Origin of the sequence: Lederbergia sp. NSJ-179, from assembly GCF_022867885.1 — a bacterium.
Classification (GTDB): Bacteria; Bacillota; Bacilli; order Bacillales; family Bacillaceae_C; genus Lederbergia.
This window is the reverse complement of record NZ_JALIFP010000001.1, coordinates 180,615-199,089: the sequence shown is the minus strand read 5'-3', so window position 1 is coordinate 199,089 and position 18,475 is coordinate 180,615. Positions and strand designations below refer to the sequence as shown.

At 39.7% G+C, this 18,475-nt stretch carries 17 protein-coding genes and 1 other annotated feature; of the genes, 2 read left to right on the top strand and 15 right to left on the bottom strand.

Going from position 1 to position 18,475, the window contains the following annotated elements:
• Positions 1-8 precede the first annotated feature (8 nt).
• The 3 genes from MUB24_RS01055 to mntR all read right to left on the bottom strand — a co-directional run bounded on the left by MUB24_RS01055 (position 9) and on the right by mntR (position 3,672).
• Positions 9-1,133, bottom strand: a complete 1,125-nt coding sequence (locus MUB24_RS01055) for a conserved virulence factor C family protein (protein ID WP_244700026.1) — start codon at positions 1,131-1,133, stop codon at positions 9-11.
• Positions 1,134-1,278: 145 nt separating this feature from the next.
• Positions 1,279-3,177, bottom strand: a complete 1,899-nt coding sequence (locus MUB24_RS01050; protein WP_244700023.1) for an ABC-F family ATP-binding cassette domain-containing protein — start codon at positions 3,175-3,177, stop codon at positions 1,279-1,281.
• 54 nt (positions 3,178-3,231) lie between these two features.
• Positions 3,232-3,672: a transcriptional regulator MntR gene (gene mntR / locus MUB24_RS01045; RefSeq protein WP_244700020.1), complete on the bottom strand. Its 441-nt coding sequence runs from the start codon at positions 3,670-3,672 to the stop codon at positions 3,232-3,234.
• A gap of 253 nt (positions 3,673-3,925) precedes the next feature.
• Here mntR and cspD point away from each other — a divergent pair, with 253 nt between their 5' ends.
• Entirely contained in the window at positions 3,926-4,129 is a 204-nt protein-coding gene (gene cspD / locus MUB24_RS01040) for a cold-shock protein CspD (protein ID WP_057988184.1), read from the top strand.
• 57 nt (positions 4,130-4,186) lie between these two features.
• Here the strand turns inward: cspD and MUB24_RS01035 are convergent, their stop codons facing one another.
• Together MUB24_RS01035 and MUB24_RS01030 are read right to left on the bottom strand one after the other, a co-directional pair.
• A complete protein-coding gene (locus tag MUB24_RS01035; RefSeq protein WP_244700017.1) occupies positions 4,187-4,372 on the bottom strand; it encodes a zinc-finger domain-containing protein in 186 nt (61 codons plus the stop codon).
• Positions 4,373-4,376: 4 nt separating this feature from the next.
• Positions 4,377-5,051, bottom strand: a complete 675-nt coding sequence (locus MUB24_RS01030; RefSeq protein WP_244700015.1) for a reverse transcriptase-like protein — start codon at positions 5,049-5,051, stop codon at positions 4,377-4,379.
• A gap of 86 nt (positions 5,052-5,137) precedes the next feature.
• Between MUB24_RS01030 and MUB24_RS01025 the strand changes: the two genes are divergently transcribed.
• Positions 5,138-5,527, top strand: coding sequence for a reverse transcriptase-like protein (locus MUB24_RS01025; RefSeq protein ID WP_244700014.1), 390 nt, complete (start codon positions 5,138-5,140; stop codon positions 5,525-5,527).
• A 10-nt stretch (positions 5,528-5,537) separates the two neighbouring features.
• Here the strand turns inward: MUB24_RS01025 and MUB24_RS01020 are convergent, their stop codons facing one another.
• The 10 genes from MUB24_RS01020 to aroC all read right to left on the bottom strand — a co-directional run bounded on the left by MUB24_RS01020 (position 5,538) and on the right by aroC (position 18,000).
• Positions 5,538-5,828: a DUF6123 family protein gene (locus MUB24_RS01020; protein WP_244700012.1), complete on the bottom strand. Its 291-nt coding sequence runs from the start codon at positions 5,826-5,828 to the stop codon at positions 5,538-5,540.
• A 15-nt stretch (positions 5,829-5,843) separates the two neighbouring features.
• Positions 5,844-6,749, bottom strand: a complete 906-nt coding sequence (locus MUB24_RS01015) for a 5'-3' exonuclease (RefSeq protein ID WP_280516819.1) — start codon at positions 6,747-6,749, stop codon at positions 5,844-5,846.
• Positions 6,750-7,075: 326 nt separating this feature from the next.
• Positions 7,076-7,906, bottom strand: coding sequence for a sulfurtransferase (locus MUB24_RS01010; RefSeq protein WP_244700010.1), 831 nt, complete (start codon positions 7,904-7,906; stop codon positions 7,076-7,078).
• On the bottom strand, positions 7,906-11,535 hold the full coding sequence (locus MUB24_RS01005) for a dynamin family protein (RefSeq protein ID WP_244700008.1): 3,630 nt from the start codon (positions 11,533-11,535) through the stop codon (positions 7,906-7,908). The genes MUB24_RS01010 and MUB24_RS01005 overlap by 1 nt, the downstream gene beginning before the upstream one ends.
• A 138-nt stretch (positions 11,536-11,673) precedes the next feature.
• Positions 11,674-12,192 (bottom strand): isoprenylcysteine carboxyl methyltransferase family protein, encoded by a 519-nt coding sequence (locus MUB24_RS01000; RefSeq protein WP_244700006.1) that lies wholly within the window; start codon positions 12,190-12,192, stop codon positions 11,674-11,676.
• A 2-nt stretch (positions 12,193-12,194) separates the two neighbouring features.
• Positions 12,195-13,277, bottom strand: a complete 1,083-nt coding sequence (locus MUB24_RS00995; protein WP_244700004.1) for a type III polyketide synthase — start codon at positions 13,275-13,277, stop codon at positions 12,195-12,197.
• A gap of 39 nt (positions 13,278-13,316) precedes the next feature.
• The gene (aroA, locus tag MUB24_RS00990) at positions 13,317-14,597 is read right to left on the bottom strand and encodes a 3-phosphoshikimate 1-carboxyvinyltransferase (protein ID WP_244700001.1); all 1,281 of its coding nucleotides are present in this window, start codon (positions 14,595-14,597) and stop codon (positions 13,317-13,319) included.
• A 12-nt stretch (positions 14,598-14,609) separates the two neighbouring features.
• Positions 14,610-15,713, bottom strand: coding sequence for a prephenate dehydrogenase (locus MUB24_RS00985; protein ID WP_244699998.1), 1,104 nt, complete (start codon positions 15,711-15,713; stop codon positions 14,610-14,612).
• Between the two features lie 21 nt (positions 15,714-15,734).
• Positions 15,735-16,811: a histidinol-phosphate transaminase gene (gene hisC / locus MUB24_RS00980; RefSeq protein ID WP_244699995.1), complete on the bottom strand. Its 1,077-nt coding sequence runs from the start codon at positions 16,809-16,811 to the stop codon at positions 15,735-15,737.
• A 16-nt stretch (positions 16,812-16,827) separates the two neighbouring features.
• Positions 16,828-18,000 (bottom strand): chorismate synthase, encoded by a 1,173-nt coding sequence (gene aroC, locus MUB24_RS00975; protein WP_244699992.1) that lies wholly within the window; start codon positions 17,998-18,000, stop codon positions 16,828-16,830.
• A 46-nt stretch (positions 18,001-18,046) separates the two neighbouring features.
• Positions 18,047-18,275 (bottom strand) — a binding site (T-box leader).
• Positions 18,276-18,475 lie beyond the last annotated feature (200 nt).

Genomic DNA, 18,475 nt, shown 5'->3' with positions numbered 1-18,475 from the left:
CACTCCGATCATTTATTTTTTCTTGCTTCGGTCATTTGTTTCCATATCGATCCTTTTGCCGCTTCCCCGCCTTCGATCCGTTCAATCGCCATTTTAATTTGTAATTGCACCTCAAATTCCGGATCATCTGCAGCTGCTTTTAAAGCGGGAAGAACGGTTTCGTCTCCAACCTCATATAAAAACATTGCGGCTCTCCAGCGAACAATTCGACTTTTATCTGTTAATGCCTTAGCCGCCTCATGCATGGCTTCAGGAAATCCTAGATCAGATAAGCAATCCCCTGCCGTCCTTCTAACGGGTACGGTTTTATCTTGTAATCCTTTATATAGAAGAGGTAAAACCCGTTTATCTTCAATCATACCCAAATAAACCACGGCGAGACGTCGAATGGATGATTTCTCATCCAATAATGCTTTTTCCAAAACAGGAAGATCTTCTATCGTTGGGTCTTCCATCTGTTCTAAAAGCTGGAACCTTTTTCGCCAGTCTGGATCCTCTAACATTTCAGGTGTTAGCTTAATCAATGTCCTTTTTGGTAACTCTGTAGTGGGGCGATGAGCGCGGTCGATCAAAGATTTTAATCGTTCTTCCGGATAAGCTGCATTCAGTTCCTCCGCAATTTGCTCACCCAATTGGTCTAAATCACCGTAACGTACGCCCATATCCTTCCATCTTCTTAACATAATATAATTATCGTCATCTTTTTGCGTTGCCTTCATTGCCTCTAAAAATCGTTCCGGTAAGCCGAAACGTTTCTCTTCATCAGATGTTACTAATTTGATCTGAAGAGGAATCTCTTTAAACGTTTGGACTTGGACATTCACTTCACCAAAATGTTCATCCACTTCTTCCATTTGAGTCGATGTCTCCGTATTTTTTTCTCCGAAAGCTTCCCTAACCTGTGGCAAAACTTCTTCCCAGCTATATTTTCCATTTCGCTCTACCGCTAGAAAATCAGCTACATGGTAAACACCTTTTACACCCTCAATTTCTAATATCTTTTTAATCGCAGGTGGAGCTCCATTTGCTTGTTCCTTCTTATAATTATTACTTTTGCCGGCTGGTAATTCCTCATCTAAATTAATTTTCATTGTGTTCGGACTGGGTGTTGGTTCGATGGATATAATATTCAACAAACTTCCCCCTTTCAGAAGGTATTGTTATTCTAGTAATGGATTTTTCAAAGCCATTGTATCATATTCATTGCACACTCTCTAACAGTGCGTATCCAAAAAGGAGGATCCTTACTTTTTGAACATCCTCTAACAATCACCTTATCTATTCAGCTAGATCAGAGAGATAGGTCCAGCGAGCAATCAACTCTTCCAAAAGTTTGTTGGTTTCATCTATTTGCTTGGACAGGTCTTCAGCTTTTTCATAATCACTGCCGACTTCATTTAATTCAGACTGCATTTGTTCTAGTTGTAATTCGATTCCCGTTATTTTTTCTTCAATTGTTTCCCATTCCATTTTTTCTTTATAAGTCATTTTCTTTTTTGCTTCTTTTTTTGCTTCTTTCCTAGTTCGTCCCACCGTTTGTTTTTCGTAGGTATGTTTGTTTTTCCCCACTTGACTACGATTCCGAATGTTTAGCAGATAATCGGAGTATGTCCCGAAAAATGTATCAATTTTTCCGTTTCCTTGGAAAATAAGCAATTGATTCGCCGTTTTATCAAGAAAATAACGATCATGGGAAACAGATATGACAACCCCTGGGAAATCTTCTATATAATTTTCAAGCACTGTCAATGTTTCTGTATCAAGATCATTCGTGGGCTCATCCAGAAGCAGCACATTCGGTTTACTCATTAACAATTTAAGTAAAAATAAACGTCGTCTTTCTCCCCCTGATAAGCGGCTAATCCATGTGCCATGGGTATGGGGAGGAAAAAGAAATCTTTCAAGCATTTGGGCAGCCGAGATCATTTCTCCATTTTTCGTTTCTACTGTTTCTCCTTCTTCACGGATGTAAGCAATCATTCGTTTATCCTCGGAAATTCGTTCATTTTCTTGGGTATAATAGGCCCATTTCACGGTTTGGCCCACAATTAATTCACCTTGATCGAGAGAAACTTTCCCAGAGAGAATATTCAATAAAGTCGATTTACCGCTCCCATTTATGCCCACGATCCCGATCCGGTCATTGCGATTAACGATCAGCTGAAAATCTCGTAAAACGATTTTTTCTGCAAATGCCTTACTAGCGTTTTTTAACTCAAAAACTTGTTTTCCCAACCTCCTACTTTCCGTTAAGAGGTTAAGGTCCTCTTTCTTCCTTGACTTTTCCAACTCATTTTCGAGCTTGTCAAAACGTTGAATTCTAGCCTTTTGTTTCGTAGATCTTGCCTTTGCTCCCCGTTTCATCCAGGCAAGCTCTTGTCTATACAAATTCTTCAATTTCCCAACTGCTTGGGCTTCTTGTTCTTCCCTAATCGCCTTAGCTTCAAGGAAAGATGCGTAATTACCCGTATAGGAATACAAATGACCTTGATCAATTTCCAGAATTCGTGTCGCCATTTGATCTAAAAAATAACGATCATGTGTGACAGTCATGACAGCATTCGGGAAATTTTTCAAATACGATTCCAACCAAATAATCGACTCATAATCTAGATGATTGGTAGGTTCATCTAATAATAATAAATCGGGATGTTCAATTAATACTTGTGCCAAAGCGACGCGTTTTTTCTGACCTCCTGATAAAGCGGCCATCTGTTGAGTTAAATCTTCGATCCCAAGGCGCATTAAAATCGTTTTAGCATTTGTACTGGCAGTCCAACCATTTTCGGCATCCATTCGTTTCTGTAAGTCCATTAATTTATTTTGCAATTGTAAATCTTGAGGTTCTTTTTCCAATTGTATAAGGGTGTGTTCATACGCATTCATCAATTGAATTTCAGGAGCTTTACTCTGAAATATTTGGTCTAAGACAGTTAACGCCCCATCAAATGGGGGATCTTGTGGTAAATAGGCAATGGTATAGCCCTTTGGATGGTCAAAAAAACCTGAATCAGGTTCATCCTGTCCTGCAATTAACTTTAAAAGGCTTGATTTCCCGGTACCATTTATCCCGATAATCCCAATTTTTTCGTTTTCTTCAATATGAAATGTAATGTCTTCAAATAAACGTTTTTCTCCATAGATCTTAGTTATATTTTCTGCTGAAAAAATATTCATATCCTCACCCATTCTAAACAAATAGCTTTCGGGATAAAACGAAAAAAGAACCGGTTAGATTGGTTCTTTGTCGGTGGATTGCTCATTATCTTTTTGAAGAATTCTCAACGCTTTTACATAATCAGGGTTTTTTTCAAAATATTGAACTAAATCCCCGATTCTATCGATTGAGTTCCAACTTAAATGATGTTCAATCCCCTCAACATCATGGTAAATATTTTCTTCTTTTACCCCAATGATTCTTAAGAAGTCCTCCAATAAATCATGTCGTTCGACTAGACGCTTTCCAATCTTCTTTCCTTTAGGTGTTAAAATTAGTCCACGATACTTTTCATAGACTAAATAATTATCTCGATCAAGCTTCTGAACCATTTTGGTTACAGATGATGGGTGCACTTCCAATGCCTCCGCTATATCCGATACACGCGCATAACCTTTATTCTCAATTAATAAAAAAATTTGCTCTATATAATCTTCCATACTGGGAGTTGGCAATCAAATTCCTCCTATCTCCATTCATTCAATAAAAGTGTACTATAATGCGGTATTATAAACAAGTATTCGGAGTTAACGAAACAACAATGACACTGCGATAAATGGGTTATTTTTTTGTAGAATCCTTGACTATGCTTATAAGAATGGTGTATAGTATAGGCATCATCTAATTTAATATGGTTTTCGTATATTTTTTTGATGATAATATTTTTTCAAAGCACATAGGTGCTGAAGTCTAGGAGGAAAAAGGTACATGCAAAACGGTAAAGTAAAATGGTTTAACAATGAAAAAGGCTACGGTTTTATTGAAGTTGAAGGTGGAGAAGATATTTTTGTACACTTCACTGCAATCCAAGGTGAAGGCTTCAAATCATTAGAGGAAGGCGAAGAAGTTTCTTTTGAAATCGTAGAAGGAAATCGTGGACCTCAAGCAGCTAATGTGGTTAAATTATCATAACATATAAATTCAAAGGCTGGGGTTCATCTCCAGCCTTTTATTTATAAAAAAATTCGTCTAATAATAATTTGAAAGAGTTTGCCCGATCTTTTTTAAATTTTCTCCTACTGTACAATGCTGTATACAAAATCGATGAGCATAAGTTTTTCCGTATGTTCTCCTAAAATGATGCCTTAAAAAACAATCTTCACAATATGTCTCCATAACATAATCCATTTCCTTTAGTATATCCCTACGCTGCATTTCATCAACCCTTCAGCTGTCTAGAATCTATTTCCGTATGACTACGAATGCTCGTACAGGCCAATGCTTGACTAGCCAACATATCCGCCTCTTTATTTTTATTTCTTGGGATCACCTCATATCTCGCTTTTAATCCCATGGCTTTGATCTTATCTTCTATCCGATCAAGCCATCTATTGAGAATTTCTTCATAACAAGGCCACTCACCTTGAAGCTGCTTAATCACTCCCTGTGCATCTCCTTTAAAAAGAACAGGTAGATTCTTACATCCGATTTCTTCAAGTACTAAAAGAGCATTAAAAAGCGCTGCGTATTCGGCTTCATTATTATTTTCCAGTTCCTCTAAAAGGACATTTACTCGATCCCGGTAGAACCTATTTCCTTTTTTATAATAGATCACTATGCCGATTCCCGCTTTTTTTGATGCCCTGTCATAACCGCCGTCAAAGAAAACAACTGGATCAGACGGCTCTTCTTCCATTTTTCTTTGCAATTTCACAAATTGTTTTTGATTCCATTCTCTTTCCATTTCGTCCATAATGATAATATCCTGTGCTCTTCCCGTCTTTTGTAAATCCTTTAGTAGCTGCTCGGAAAATTGTTGCTCAAACCAAGCGGATTCCATCGGGATAGCCATCATGGATGAGACCTTATAAATAAACTTTATCTTTATTTTCATGGTAACAACATTCCTGTTCCGCAAATTCTTCCTATTAAAATCGTTCCCGTTCTTTCATAAATTTAATCGCTAGGAGTGATATCGTTTTGTTAGAGGTATATATTGATGGAGCAAGCGCTGGCAATCCAGGGGTTTCTGGAGCTGGTATTTTTATCAAACAGGATGGTAAAACGCAAACGTTCTCTTTTCCGCTTGGAGAAATGGACAATCACGAGGCCGAGTTCCATGCTCTATTAAAAGCGTTAGAGATTTGTGATGAATTGGGTGGATCAATTATTTCGATTAAATCGGATTCCTCTGCGGTTGTTCAGGCCGTTGAAAAGCAATTTGTGCGCAATGAAAAATATCGACCACTCTTGAACCAGATCTTGGCCATGATAGGAAATTTTGATTTGTTTTTTATTAAGTGGGTGCCTTCCAAGGAAAATAAACAAGCTGATCTATTAGCAAAAAAAGCCATCCGCTTAAATAAATAAGGTCCAAAGGTCATTTTCCTTGGACCTGCAGTAATCCTAATTGATCAGCCAGTTCATAAGCCTGTTTTTTCGTCGTGACCTGATGGGCTTGCAATCTTTCCAGTACGGATAAATAAAAGCTTGGATCAAAATGCTTTTGACATTTAAGTGTTAATTCAATCGATAATGACACTAAATAGTCAGAGGAACCTGTCGATTGCTTTCCAAAATAAATAAAAGAAATCACATCTTCCCCAAACCTAAAACCTCTTCTCTTTAATCGAAGTAAGTAATTTCCTAACTGATTCTCTCTCCTAATCAATGTATCTTACCCCAATTAAAGCATCAAGCTTGTTTGCGTTGATTTGTTCCGTTTCAATACCATATTTCTTACACTTTTCAATTCATATTGTTCGATTACAGGCATAATTTCAGCTTCATTAAATTGCCATTTAGACGTATCTAAATAAAATTCCAACGGTACTTGGCAATGGATTGTGGCAAGCTTTCTGGAAAGATGGAGCATCTCCTCATCTTGTTCTAATTTTTTACGTATAGTCGGAGTAAGATGATCAAGATTCGCAAATAAGCCTTCAATGCTTTGATAATTTCTCATCAGGTTGAAGGCCGTTTTTTCACCGATTCCTTTCACACCAGGATAACCATCACTTGGATCTCCCATCAATGCCTTCACATCAATTAGCTGCCTTGGCTCTAATTGAAATTCTTCGATATAAGCTTCTTTCGTGTAATCACGATAATTCCCAATCCCTTTTTGCAGTAATAAAACGGTCACTTGATCATCTACAATTTGAAGCAAATCTCGATCGCCTGTAAGGACTGTTAAGAAAAGATCTTTATCTCCTTTTAATTGCCGGCAAACTGTTCCAATACAATCATCTGCTTCATACCCTTTTACACCAAGATTGGGGATCCCTATAGCCGTTGTGACATCTTTTGCAAGTTCAAATTGTGGAATCATTTCAACAGGTGGTGTTTGCCGGTTTGCCTTATAATTTGTATACATTTCATTTCGAAATGTGGTACTACCCATATCCCAGCAAATCGCAATGTGGGTTGGCTGAGTTTTTTCGCATGCTGTAAACAAATGCTTCAAATAACCTTGCACAGCATTTGTGGGAATCCCTTGACTATTTGTCATAAAATTTTTCTGAACCGCTGTTGCAAAAAAAGCACGAAATAATAAAGCCATTCCATCAACTAATAACAAATGTTGTTTCAACTGTTTGAACCCCTTTTTCACCATAATTAATAATCATTATATCATACATGATAGACAGGGTCGTATATATGTTCCAGTCCTAGGGCATCTTTTATACTTAAAGAGGATGTTCAAAAAGTCCGGTAAAAAGACATAAGCGAATTTCTTCGTTGGCTTGTTTCTCCGCTCCTCGGAAAAGAAAAACACTTTTCCTTCGTGCGATGCGGATTCGGGGAAGCTTTCCTTGTGCTCATGTATTTAAAAGCATACATTCCGTTGCTCAAAACTACGCCTCCTCGAACTTCTTGGTCCTTTTTATCCTCCTTTTTGAACACGCACTTAAAAGCTTATTCCCCTGTTTCCACTGGATTTTCCGGATAGGAAATCCAATCTGAATAACTACCGGCATAAAGCTTTACTTTTTCAAACCCACTCTCTAGTAAAGTTAAGACATTCGGTGTTGCGCTCACACCAGATCCACAATAAACAATCACCTCATCATCCGCATTTAATTTAGAGAATCGGTGTTTTTGGGACTCCACCGATTTCCAATGTCCTTGCTCCAAGCCATCAGTCCAGTCATAATGAAGGGCATTGGGAATATGACCGGCGATCCGGTCAAGCGGTTCGACTAGACCTAAATAACGCTCTTTTGCCCGGGAATCAATCAATATCGCCTTTCGATCTTGACTTCTTTGTTTGACTTCTTCATAAGAAGCCAGCATATCTGTTTTTATCGAAGGAATAAACACAGCCTTCTTCTTATTCGTTGCTTCCCTTGTTAAAGGATACCTATGATCTTTCCAAGCTGCTAATCCCCCATCAAGGATAAAAACATGTTCATGTCCTAAATAGGTAAGTAACCACCAGCAACGGGCGGCAAAACAACCTTCTCCATCATCATAGATCACCACAATTTCGTCATTGCCAATCCCGTTGTTCTCCAGTTTACCAATCAAAACCTGCAAATCTGGTAAGGGATGCCTGCCACCATGTGTTTGTACGGGTCCTGATAAATCCTGTTCAAGATCAAAAAATACCGCTCCTGGTATATGATTTTCCTGAAACGCCTTTATGCCGTAGGATGAATCCTTTAAAGAAAAACGACAATCGATGACACGTAAAAATGTAGAATCCAATCTTTCAAATAGCCATTGAACGGATTTAATCGACTTCATTACAAATCCCCCTCGTTTTTTGTTGAAAGGAGCGCCTGCATCTTTAACCATTCTGCAAGATTTTCGCGGTCCCCTAACGCTTGAAACCATGCCTCAAACTGCTCATTCACATCTATTCTAACATGATCGATCAATTTAGCGTATTCTTCTACGAGATAATGCTCGTAGAAATCAGTGATCCGCTTGAACTCCTGCTGTAAATACTCATCCGCTAAAGGGGAAAGAATCGTTAAAAAGGCTGCTTCCATCTTTTTCTTCTCATTAAGCTCAAAAAAAGCTTTTGGATTGCGAAAATACTTAAACTGATTCTCGAACGGTTGGCGGTCATTCTCAACAAAAGCGGAGGTAAATTCAGGTGTTGGAGAAGATGACCATTCGATTTGTGAAAACGCAATATCTGTTTTGATCGATTGCAGCTCTTTTTCCAAACTTGCATAATAACGTTTGAGCGACTTTTGTGTATATTGCTCTAATCTTAAAGAAGTAACCCGTAATTCTTGGGAAAAATCATAACCAACAGCCTCTAAAAGTTCCTGCAAACATTTTTTGAGAAGAGAGCGATCATTCTTTTTCAAAGCAGCTGGATTGAAGGCTTCTTTAAAAAAATGCGAAAAACGGTAGAACACCCTTTGCTTGACATAATAGAGTAATTCCTTTGCTTCTTGAGCTAACTGCTTAGACAGAATTTCGGGGTTGGCGCCAGATAAAACAGCTAGCATTTCCGCCTTGGATTGCTGCCATTCCGCACGCCGGGCATCCTTCGCAATTTGATCCTCATTCGCCGATGCAATCAATTGATCGAGAAATCTTAATGCTCGATTGTATTCCGCTTTTGCGGACTGTACGGTCATTTTTGTTAAGTCATGACGGAGAAACGAATCAAATTCTGATTGGAAGTGATCCATATTGGAAACTTCTCTTTGCCCCTTCTGAAGAGCCAATTTGCTAGAAACACCAAATAATTTCGGAAAACGAATGCCGTTTTTTTGAAGCTCCTCTCCAACATAATGGAGTACTTCTTCTGCTTCCGTTTGTGAAGCAGCTAGATCAATCGCATTGACGATAAAAAACATTTTATCTAATTCAAAGCTATCCTTTACTCGACCTAACTGGATTAAAAATTCTCTGTCTGCTTTTGAAAAAGCATGATTATAATAGGTGACAAACAGAATCGCATCCGCATTTTTTATATAGTCAAAAGCAACGCCTGTGTGTCTCGCATTGATCGAATCAGCCCCAGGTGTGTCAACGAGCGTAATTCCTTGTCTAGTCAATGAACAATCATAAAATAAATCAATCGATTCAACAAAACAGGATTGGACCTCATCCCCCACATATTGGCGGAAATTCTCACTATCCGTTATAAACGATTTCCCTAAAAGAGAATGATGTTTCGGATATCCTTTTCTAAAAGCAGTTAAAAAGGAAAGATGGAATTTCGCCTTCTCCTCCCCATTATCCGAAGTGAATAGGGAGGGGATTTTCTGAAAGGCAGCTGCTAGTGTTGGGCAGGACTCGCCAAAATAAGAAAAAGCCTTTTCAACATCCGCCAATAGATCAGCTTCATTCTTTAAATGAACAAGCGCTGTACCATGTGGATGATCTTTTGATGGTGGACAGATTCGGTTAATCGACGCAGTCGTAGGATTCGGTGAGACAGGGAGAATCGCTTCACCTAACAAAGCATTTGCCAAGGAAGATTTTCCCGCACTAAAAGCACCAAATAAAGCGATCATATAATTTCGTTCTTTTACTGTTGTTACTTTATCTTTTAATTGTTCGGTGATTCTCTCAAAATATGGATCCCTTTCAAAAAGTTGGATCGCTCGTTCTAATGTTTGAATCACTTGATCCGCTTTACTTGTTTCTAACTGAGTTGAACCCTTTTCAGAGGAAGGCCTTTCTACGGAAATTGGTTTAAGCTTTTTCTCCTCTTGGCCACTTTTTCCTTTATAAACAATAACATGAGCCGCTTCCTCTCTCCATTGTTCACGCAGACCTTGAAGGGTTTCTTCCTCTCTCCCAGCAGGTACGGTAATCTCTCGCTTCATTTGCTCATATTTTTCTTCCAGACGCAGAAGTTCTTGCTTTGCATTTGCTGCCTCTATACTCGCTGTTAATTTTTCGTCCAATTCTGCGATGGTGCGATTGATTTTTTGCTGTTTAATCTTAAGTATTGGGGTTTTAAATTGATCCCATTCCCTTTTCGCCAGTCGCTTTATACGTTCAGCCACTTCCTCACAATAATGCAATACATATTGTCCATTTACACCAGCACCTTTATTGATCGTCTCTTCTAAAAGGGATACAGGCCAGTCGACTCGTATAGATTGGGCTTTCCGTTGCCACTCACTCTGATCGAGCCCATTTGCTTGAAGAAGAGAGCTAGCTAATTCGCGCAGATGCCAGACGATTTGTGATTCCACTTGTTTTTCTAAATGAGCCGCAAACATGTCTAAGCGTTTTTTTCGCTCTTCCTCTGTCTTCTTTTTACTAAAGAACAGGCCCATCTTGAAATCAGGCTGCCTAGACTGCAAAAATTGTTCTGCAAGCTCCCTTGTTTCATAAGGCATTAAGTAAGCATTTTTTAATATTTTCTCAGATTCAGTTGCATATTCATTTGCTTGTTCTTCTAACAAGTGTAGCAGTGTGTTTTTTTGCTGTTTAAAAAATTCTACTTCCTCCAAAGGATCCTTTTTCTCACCTTTATTGTATTTCAAGATTTCTTCATGTAATAAAACCGATTCTTGTTGGAGCAACTCATTCAACCAATGCTCATGCTCCTCGATCATTTGCTTAAATGAAGCCTGTATAGAAGTGGCCCGCCATTCATCCGGATACGCGAAACGATCTTGGATTATCATCTTCACTGTTTCTATTTCATTTTCCGGGTGTTCCCGTGCCTTTAATGTCGTGAAAAATATCCCTGCTGGCTTCACTCCCCAATCGGAAAAAGAATCGATAACAGACTGTTTATAGGCCAAAAAAGATAATTCTGTTGATTGATGTTTATCGATTTGATTAATAATAAGATACAATCTTACCCCATGACGCAGTAAATTTTTCGTATAGATAAAATTAAGTTCAGATTGAACATGATTATAATCCATAACATAAAAAACGGCATCGGCCATATGCAAAGCCGATTCAGTAGAAAGACGATGTGCCTCATCCGTGGAATCAATGCCAGGCGTATCCAGAATTGTCATTGCAGCAGGAAGTTTTACATCCTTCCTGCCGATTTCAACCTCGGTAATCTCTCCTTTTGTGCAATAATCCTGAATCATTGCAAAATCGTATGGAGCATTGAACAGTAAAGGGGGGGCATGCCGCCGAAACACCTTTGCAAAATCTGTTTCGGCCATGTGGACCTTTACTAGGTTTGCACTGGTCGGAATAGGGCTTGACGGCAAAATTTGTGCTCCAATTAAATGATTAATCATCGACGATTTACCGACTGAAAAATGACCACTAAACGCAATCACACATTCATTCTGAACTAATTTTTTAATGAGTTGACGTGCTTTCACAACCCGGTCCTTGTCTCCATGTTCCTGGAAACGATTCAATAAGATTAACGCCTGATGAAGCGATTGCTCCTGGCTTGAAGACAATACAACTTTATCCATAAACTAAGCAAACTCCTCTATTACTTCATTTCTATTTTTACAATCAGAATCAAGCTAAGTGTTAAAGTTCATTTCTATTTTATCATGAAAAGCGATCAAAAATAAGACCGGATTCCAAGCTTAACTCGGCATCTGGTCTTATGATCTTTCAACATTCATGTTTTGTCGGAGTGCCTCCTCCTCTACCGCGATTCGAATCGATAGTATCCATTGGTTTAATAAAAAAAAGATGATCGCTGTGATATAGGCATGAAACATAAGGGGAACCACCAATAATTCCAATGTCACGATCATATAGTTCGGATGTTTCACATATTGAAAGGGCCCCTTCTTGATGATATCCGCACCTGGTAAGACGATAATCTTTGTATTCCAATGTTTTCCTAGCGTGGAAATGACCCAAATACGTGCCATTTGGAGCAATACAAAGACCACTAGAAAGACCGGCCATAAACGTGCTTGACCTTGGTCAGTTAAGGTTACCTCAACCAACAAGGAAATAAAAAAGGAAATATGCATCATCACCATATAGGGATAATGTTCTTGACCGTATTCCATTCCACCCTTTTGTAACATCCATTTTTCGTTTTTTCGAGCTATGTATAGTTCGAATAATCTTTGAACCGCAATGAAAGAAATAAGCGCCAAGAAAAACATCTTTACTCCCACCTCAGCAATAACAATTCAGAACTAAAGCCAGGTCCTAATGCGGCAATTACACCGTAGTCTCCAAAGGAGATAGATTGCTCGAGAAATCGTTCAAGTACGAAAAAAACGGTCACAGAGGACATATTTCCATATTCCTGCAAGATCTCGAGAGACTGATTTGTTTTCTCAGGCGGTAAATTCAGTGCTTCTTCATAAGCCAAAATCACCTTTTTCCCCCCTGGATGGGCAATGAAATGAGCGATTTCAGATTCTTCCAGATTGTTTTGTTCAAGAAATTGCAGCATAACTGGTTGAAGCCAATTCTTGACAAGGGTAGGAATATCCTTGGAGAAGACGACATAAAACCCTTCATCCTTAAATTGCCAGCCCATCACATCAAGTGAATCCTTCATAAGAGTCGATTGTGTGTGTAAAATGGTTGGCAGGCTTCGATGAACCAACTGATCATATGGCAGCTCTTCTCCACCAATAAGAACAGCGGCGGCACCATCTGAAAAAAGCGAAGTTCCGATTAAGTTACTTTTGCTCAAATCATTTAGCTGGAAAGTAAGGCTGCATAATTCTACTCCTACGACCAAGACTTTTGCATCTGGGTAGGCAAGGCAATATTCGTATGCACGCGAAAGCCCGCTAGCCCCACCTCCACAGCCTACCCCCCAAATCGGGATCCTTTTCGTGTGAGCAGAAAAAGGCAATTGATTGATGATCCTTGCATCTAGGCTAGGTGTGGAGAGCCCCGTTGTATTGATAAGGAAGATCGCATCAATTTCTTCATAGGCAATGTCAGCTTCGAGGGTGGAATTTGTTACACATTTTTGAATAGCGGTTATACAAAGTTCCACCGCCGCCTCAATAAAAATAGCATTTTTTTCAGAAAAAGAATGGGATTCCATATACCAATCTAACGGCTTCACAAAATACCGTTTTTGAATTTCACCATTTCGAAAAACCTTTAATAGACGATCAATATCTTTCATCGAGCCAGAAAATAAATGTCTAGCGAGTTCCATCGCCTCTTCTTGATGAATAGCAAATTCCGGGACTGCTGTTCCAATCGAAATAATACGGGGCATCCTGCACTTCTCCTTTTTGTACGGGGCACCTATCGAATGTTATCTCAAACTATTGAGCTGTTGAAAAAAACCAGGGTAGGAGACCGTAATGGCTTCTTTATCTTGAATTTCAACTTTTTCCTGTGTAAGACAACTTGCAATTGCCAACATCATCCCAATCCGATGGTCTCCATGGCTGCTTACATGAGCTCCATGTAAAGCCGATCTGCCATGTATTTTCATCCCGTCTTCCGTTGCTTCAATATTTGCACCCATTTTCTTTAATTCTTCCACAACAGTATCAATTCGATTCGTTTCTTTTACTTTTAATTCTGCGGCATCTTTAATGATGGTCGTTCCTTCTGCCTGTGTAGCAGCTAGGGCAAGGATGGGAATTTCATCGATCAGTCTTGGGATGATTTCTCCTCCTATCGTAACAGCCTTTAATGAAGAAGCTGTAACTGTAATATCGGCATAGGGTTCCATTACCTGATCTTGGAGGTGGTCGATGGCAATATCTGCCCCCATTTCCCTCAGAGTATCTAAGATTCCACTTCTAGTAGGATTAACACCGACATTTTGAATGGTAATCCTACTGCCAGGAATAATCGATCCCGCCACAAGAAAAAAAGCGGCTGAAGAAATATCACCAGGTACAGTGATTGTTGTTCCTTCTAACTGTTGTTTTCCATGAATGGTTCTTTTCAAGCCATTGACCTCGACATTCCCACCAAAAGCCTGAATCATGCGTTCCGTATGGTCACGTGATGCTTCAGGCTCTAATACACTTGTCTCGCCCTCTGCAAATAGTCCCGCAAATAGAATGGCTGATTTTATTTGCGCACTTGCAACAGGGGAGACATAATGGATTCCAGTTAATGCTCCGCCCCTCACAGAAAGCGGAGCTGACTTACCACCACGGCGGCCATCTATCTTTGCGCCCATTGCCCTCAAAGGATTGACCACCCGGTCCATCGGTCTTTTGGCAATCGATTGATCGCCTAATATAACGGTATGAAACGGTAGGCTGGATAAGATCCCTAACATTAGGCGAATCGTTGTCCCTGAGTTTCCAACATCTAATACATTGCTAGGTTCTGTTAAAGCTTCTATACCCTTCCCCTCAATTTCGACATATTCCCCGTCACGATCGATGTGAACCCCCATTTGCCTAAAGCATTCAATGGTATGAAGACAATCATCCCCAGTCAGAAGACCATGAACAATCGTTTTTCCCTTAGCCACAGATCCAAGCATAATTGAGCGATGGGAGATGGATTTATCTCCCGGTACTTTTATCGTTCCTCTTAACGGAACGATTTTCGTTTTTACTGTATTCATGTTCTTCACCCCTTACATACTAATATAAGTTTCATATCCCACTTCTTCTAAAGAGATCTTAGCAAATTCCATATCTTTTTTCGTTTGGAAACTAATCCTTAACACACCATATACATCCTCACGGGCTTCAATAATGCGAATATTTGTAATACTTATCGACTTTTTCGCAAGAATCGTTGTAATATCTGAAATCACACCCGGTTTATCCAAAACATCTACATATAAATCGTAAAAAGCTGAAATTGCTCCTTTTGCATGCACAGGTAAGGAATCCCTAAATTTCTTAGCTCCATCAAAATAATCAAATAGCTGCTTATCGTCCCCTTTCTCGATCAATTGCTTGACTTCTTCCATCTCATTCATCCATTCTTCTAGCAGAGAGAGAAGAATCGGTTGATTATGTTGAACAATATCCCGCCACATGACAGGACTGCTTGAAGCAATTCGAGTAATATCGCGAAATCCGCCTGCCGCAAGGAAATGAACATGATGATCTCGAACCGCATGCCCTTCCACTTGCCGTACTAAGCTTGCTGCGACAATATGCGGAAAATGACTCACAATGCCTGTCACCAAATCATGCTGTTTTGGATCCATAATCATAAAATGGGCATTCGTACCTTTAAGCCATTCCTTTAATCTTTCCACCTTCCCATTGGCATGTTGAGAAGGTGTTAAAATATAATAGGCGTTCTCGAATAAATGAGCCCTTGCACTTCCGGGGCCAACTTTATGGGAACCCGCCATTGGATGTCCGCCAATATAAGCTTTTGCCTGACCAAAAAGCCTTTCAGCTTTTTCCATAATCCGTTGCTTTGTACTGCCCACATCGGTAATAAGGACATCTTCTTTTAGAGGCAGCTTCGCTAATTGCTCAAGCCAGCCTTCTGCCATTTCAACAGGACAAGCAAGTATAATCAAATCGGCCTTCACGGCGACTTCCTCATATCCCTCTGTGTAGCCATCAATAATATTTAATTTTTGGGCAAGCTTGCAATTATTGGAACTGACATCATAGCCGATTACACAAGCATCATGTTCCTTCTTAATGGCCAGCGCAACAGAGCCCCCGATTAAACCAACACCAATTAATAAAACGATCTTTCTTCCTTCCATATCTACACAGCCTTATCCAATCTATTGTTTAATAGGAATAACTTCCTTTAAAATTTTCAATAATTCTTCATTTTCTTGTTCCGTTCCGATTGTAATCCGAATCCCTTGTGGAAATTTCCTTACGATCCACCCTCTTTCCAACAATTGCTGAAACATTTCCTCAATTGAGGACTTTGTTAATGGAATAAAAATAAAATTCGCTTGCGATCGATAATAAGCCATTTGTTGTTGGTCAAAAAATCGATAATACTTCTCTAATTCATTCGTATTGATGATCATACATTCTTCAATAAACTCTGGGTCTTCCAAGGCCGCAATCGCTGCGGTTTGAGCGAGAGTTGATGTATTAAATGGTAAACGAACGACATCGAGCTTGTTGATAAGCGTTGGTGCGGCAATGCCATAGCCGATGCGAATTCCGGCTAAACCATAAGCCTTCGAAAAAGTTCTCATAATCAGCAAATGATTATATTGATCCAGTAAGGAAATCGTTTGTGGATAATCATTTGCCGTTACATATTCGTAATAAGCTTCATCCATGACAACAAGCACATCTTTTGGGACAGTATTTAAAAATCGAACGAGCTCTTCCTTCGTTACATAGGTTCCAGTTGGATTATTAGGATTACAAATCCAAACAATTTTCGTATTTTCATCAATTGCTGCTGCCATTTTAGTTAAGTCATGCCGGCCATCTCTTAATGGTATTTCCCGAACCTCGGCATTTTCGATAATGGCATGATGACGATATTGTGAGAACGTTTCGCTGGCCATAACCGTATTAGATTCAGGAACTAACATCGCTCTACTAATAATTTGGATTAATTCATCCAACCCACTAGAAAAAATAAGCTGAGCCGGATCGACACCAAGATGTTCTGCGACAGCCTCTTTTAGTTTGACAGCAGCTCCATCAGGATATATCGCCAAAGTTTCAGTCTTACTAATCGCTTTTAAAACATGCGGGGAGCAGCCATAGGGATTTTCATTCGAAGCCAATTTCACAATCTTTTCCAATTGATATTCTTTTTTAACTTCATCCGTTGTTTTTCCGGGTGTATAAGCTTTTAAAGTAGCAAGCTGCGGTTTTACATTCATATTTTTCCCACCTTTATTAAAATTCTTTCGAATATTGACGATGCCTTTCAATCGCATCTTTTAATGCGTCCATTCGATCATGACCGAATTGCTCTAATAAGGCCGCTGCTAATTCCCAAGCAATGACCGCTTCAGCGACGACGCTGGCTGCAGGAACGGCACAACTGTCAGAACGCTCAATGCTCGCTTTAAAAGGTTCCTTCGTGTCAATATCCACACTTTCCAGTGGTTTATATAAAGTTGGAATAGGCTTCATCACTCCTCTGATGACAATCGGCATGCCTGTTGTCATCCCACCTTCAAATCCACCAGCATTATTCGTTCTCCGAGTATAGCCTTGTTCCTTTGTCCACTGGATTTCATCATGAACCTGACTTCCAGGCCTGCGGGCAGCTTCAAAGCCAATTCCCACTTCTACTCCTTTGAAGGCATTAATACTCATAATCGCGGCCGCTAATTTTGCTTCTAATTTTCTATCATATTGGACATGGCTGCCGACGCCAATCGGCATGCCTTCCACAATGACCTCAACAATTCCGCCAATCGAATCCCCTTGTTTTTTCGCCTCATCGATCGCGCGCATCATTTTTTCTGCAGCTTCCTCATCAAGGCAGCGGACAGGAGAAGCTTCTGATTTATCTTGAAGTTCTTCAATGGAGGCATAATCACGCTTTTGTGCTTTAATTCCGCCAATTTCTAACACATGTCCGCCAACTTTAACCCCAACCTCAGAAAGAATCGTTTTGGCAACAGCAGCGGCTGCGACTCTCACCGTAGTTTCCCTTGCAGAAGAACGCTCAAGCACATTTCTCATATCACGATGCCCATATTTAATCGCACCGTTTAAATCCGCATGACCTGGACGTGGACGGGTAATTTTTCTTTTTACCTCTTCTTGTTCTTCCGAACTAATCGGTTCTGCCCCCATGATTTTTTGCCAATGCTTAAAATCATTATTTTGCACCACTAATGCGATCGGAGCGCCAATCGTATACCCATGACGGACTCCGCTTGTAATTTGGATTTGATCCTTTTCGATTTGCATTCTCCGTCCACGACCATATCCTTTTTGCCTTCTCGCCAATTCCTTATTGATCTTATCTGAGGTCAATTCCAGACCAGCTGGCACACCTTCCAAGATCGTTGTTAGTTGTGGTCCATGGGATTCCCCTGCTGTTAAGTATCTCATTTCCATTCCTCCTTAAATGTATATAAACAAATAACGCCCCTGCCGAAGCAGGGGCGTTTTATTACGCGGTACCACCCTAATTGCGGACAAACCGTCCGCCTCTCTTATAAATAACGGCTGTTACCGTCTTTTTTTACTAATTTGACAATTCAAATGTTCAAAAAAGAAGCTCTGGAGAGTATTTCACATTCATGATTGTACTGATTTGCACCACCCATCAGTTCTCTGTTACTACAATATTTCATGAAGCTACTATGCCCCGTCTTTGCTTTTTTAGAGGATGTTCAAAAAGTCCGGTAAAAATGACACTTCGAATTTCTTCGTTGGCTTGCTTTTCCGCTGCTCACGTATTAACTGCATACGTTCCGCTGCTCAAAGCTAAGCCGCCTCGAACTTCTTGGTCCTTTTTATCCTCCTTTTTGAACACACTCTTTTAGTATTGTTAAATTTAATTTTTATCACATTGTCGTTGCTT

What these genes read in the sequence shown, in the direction of transcription:
- MUB24_RS01050 (WP_244700023.1), bottom strand. Translation starts at nt 3,177, where the DNA reads ATGAATATTTTTTCAGCAGAAAATATAACTAAGATCTATGGAGAAAAA.
- cspD (WP_057988184.1), top strand. Translation starts at nt 3,926, where the DNA reads ATGCAAAACGGTAAAGTAAAATGGTTTAACAATGAAAAAGGCTACGGT.
- MUB24_RS01035 (WP_244700017.1), bottom strand. Translation starts at nt 4,372, where the DNA reads ATGCAGCGTAGGGATATACTAAAGGAAATGGATTATGTTATGGAGACA.
- MUB24_RS01030 (WP_244700015.1), bottom strand. Translation starts at nt 5,051, where the DNA reads ATGAAAATAAAGATAAAGTTTATTTATAAGGTCTCATCCATGATGGCT.
- MUB24_RS01010 (WP_244700010.1), bottom strand. Translation starts at nt 7,906, where the DNA reads ATGAAGTCGATTAAATCCGTTCAATGGCTATTTGAAAGATTGGATTCT.
- MUB24_RS01005 (WP_244700008.1), bottom strand. Translation starts at nt 11,535, where the DNA reads ATGGATAAAGTTGTATTGTCTTCAAGCCAGGAGCAATCGCTTCATCAG.
- MUB24_RS01000 (WP_244700006.1), bottom strand. Translation starts at nt 12,192, where the DNA reads ATGTTTTTCTTGGCGCTTATTTCTTTCATTGCGGTTCAAAGATTATTC.
- MUB24_RS00995 (WP_244700004.1), bottom strand. Translation starts at nt 13,277, where the DNA reads ATGCCCCGTATTATTTCGATTGGAACAGCAGTCCCGGAATTTGCTATT.
- aroA (WP_244700001.1), bottom strand. Translation starts at nt 14,597, where the DNA reads ATGAATACAGTAAAAACGAAAATCGTTCCGTTAAGAGGAACGATAAAA.
- MUB24_RS00985 (WP_244699998.1), bottom strand. Translation starts at nt 15,713, where the DNA reads ATGGAAGGAAGAAAGATCGTTTTATTAATTGGTGTTGGTTTAATCGGG.
- hisC (WP_244699995.1), bottom strand. Translation starts at nt 16,811, where the DNA reads ATGAATGTAAAACCGCAGCTTGCTACTTTAAAAGCTTATACACCCGGA.
- aroC (WP_244699992.1), bottom strand. Translation starts at nt 18,000, where the DNA reads ATGAGATACTTAACAGCAGGGGAATCCCATGGACCACAACTAACAACG.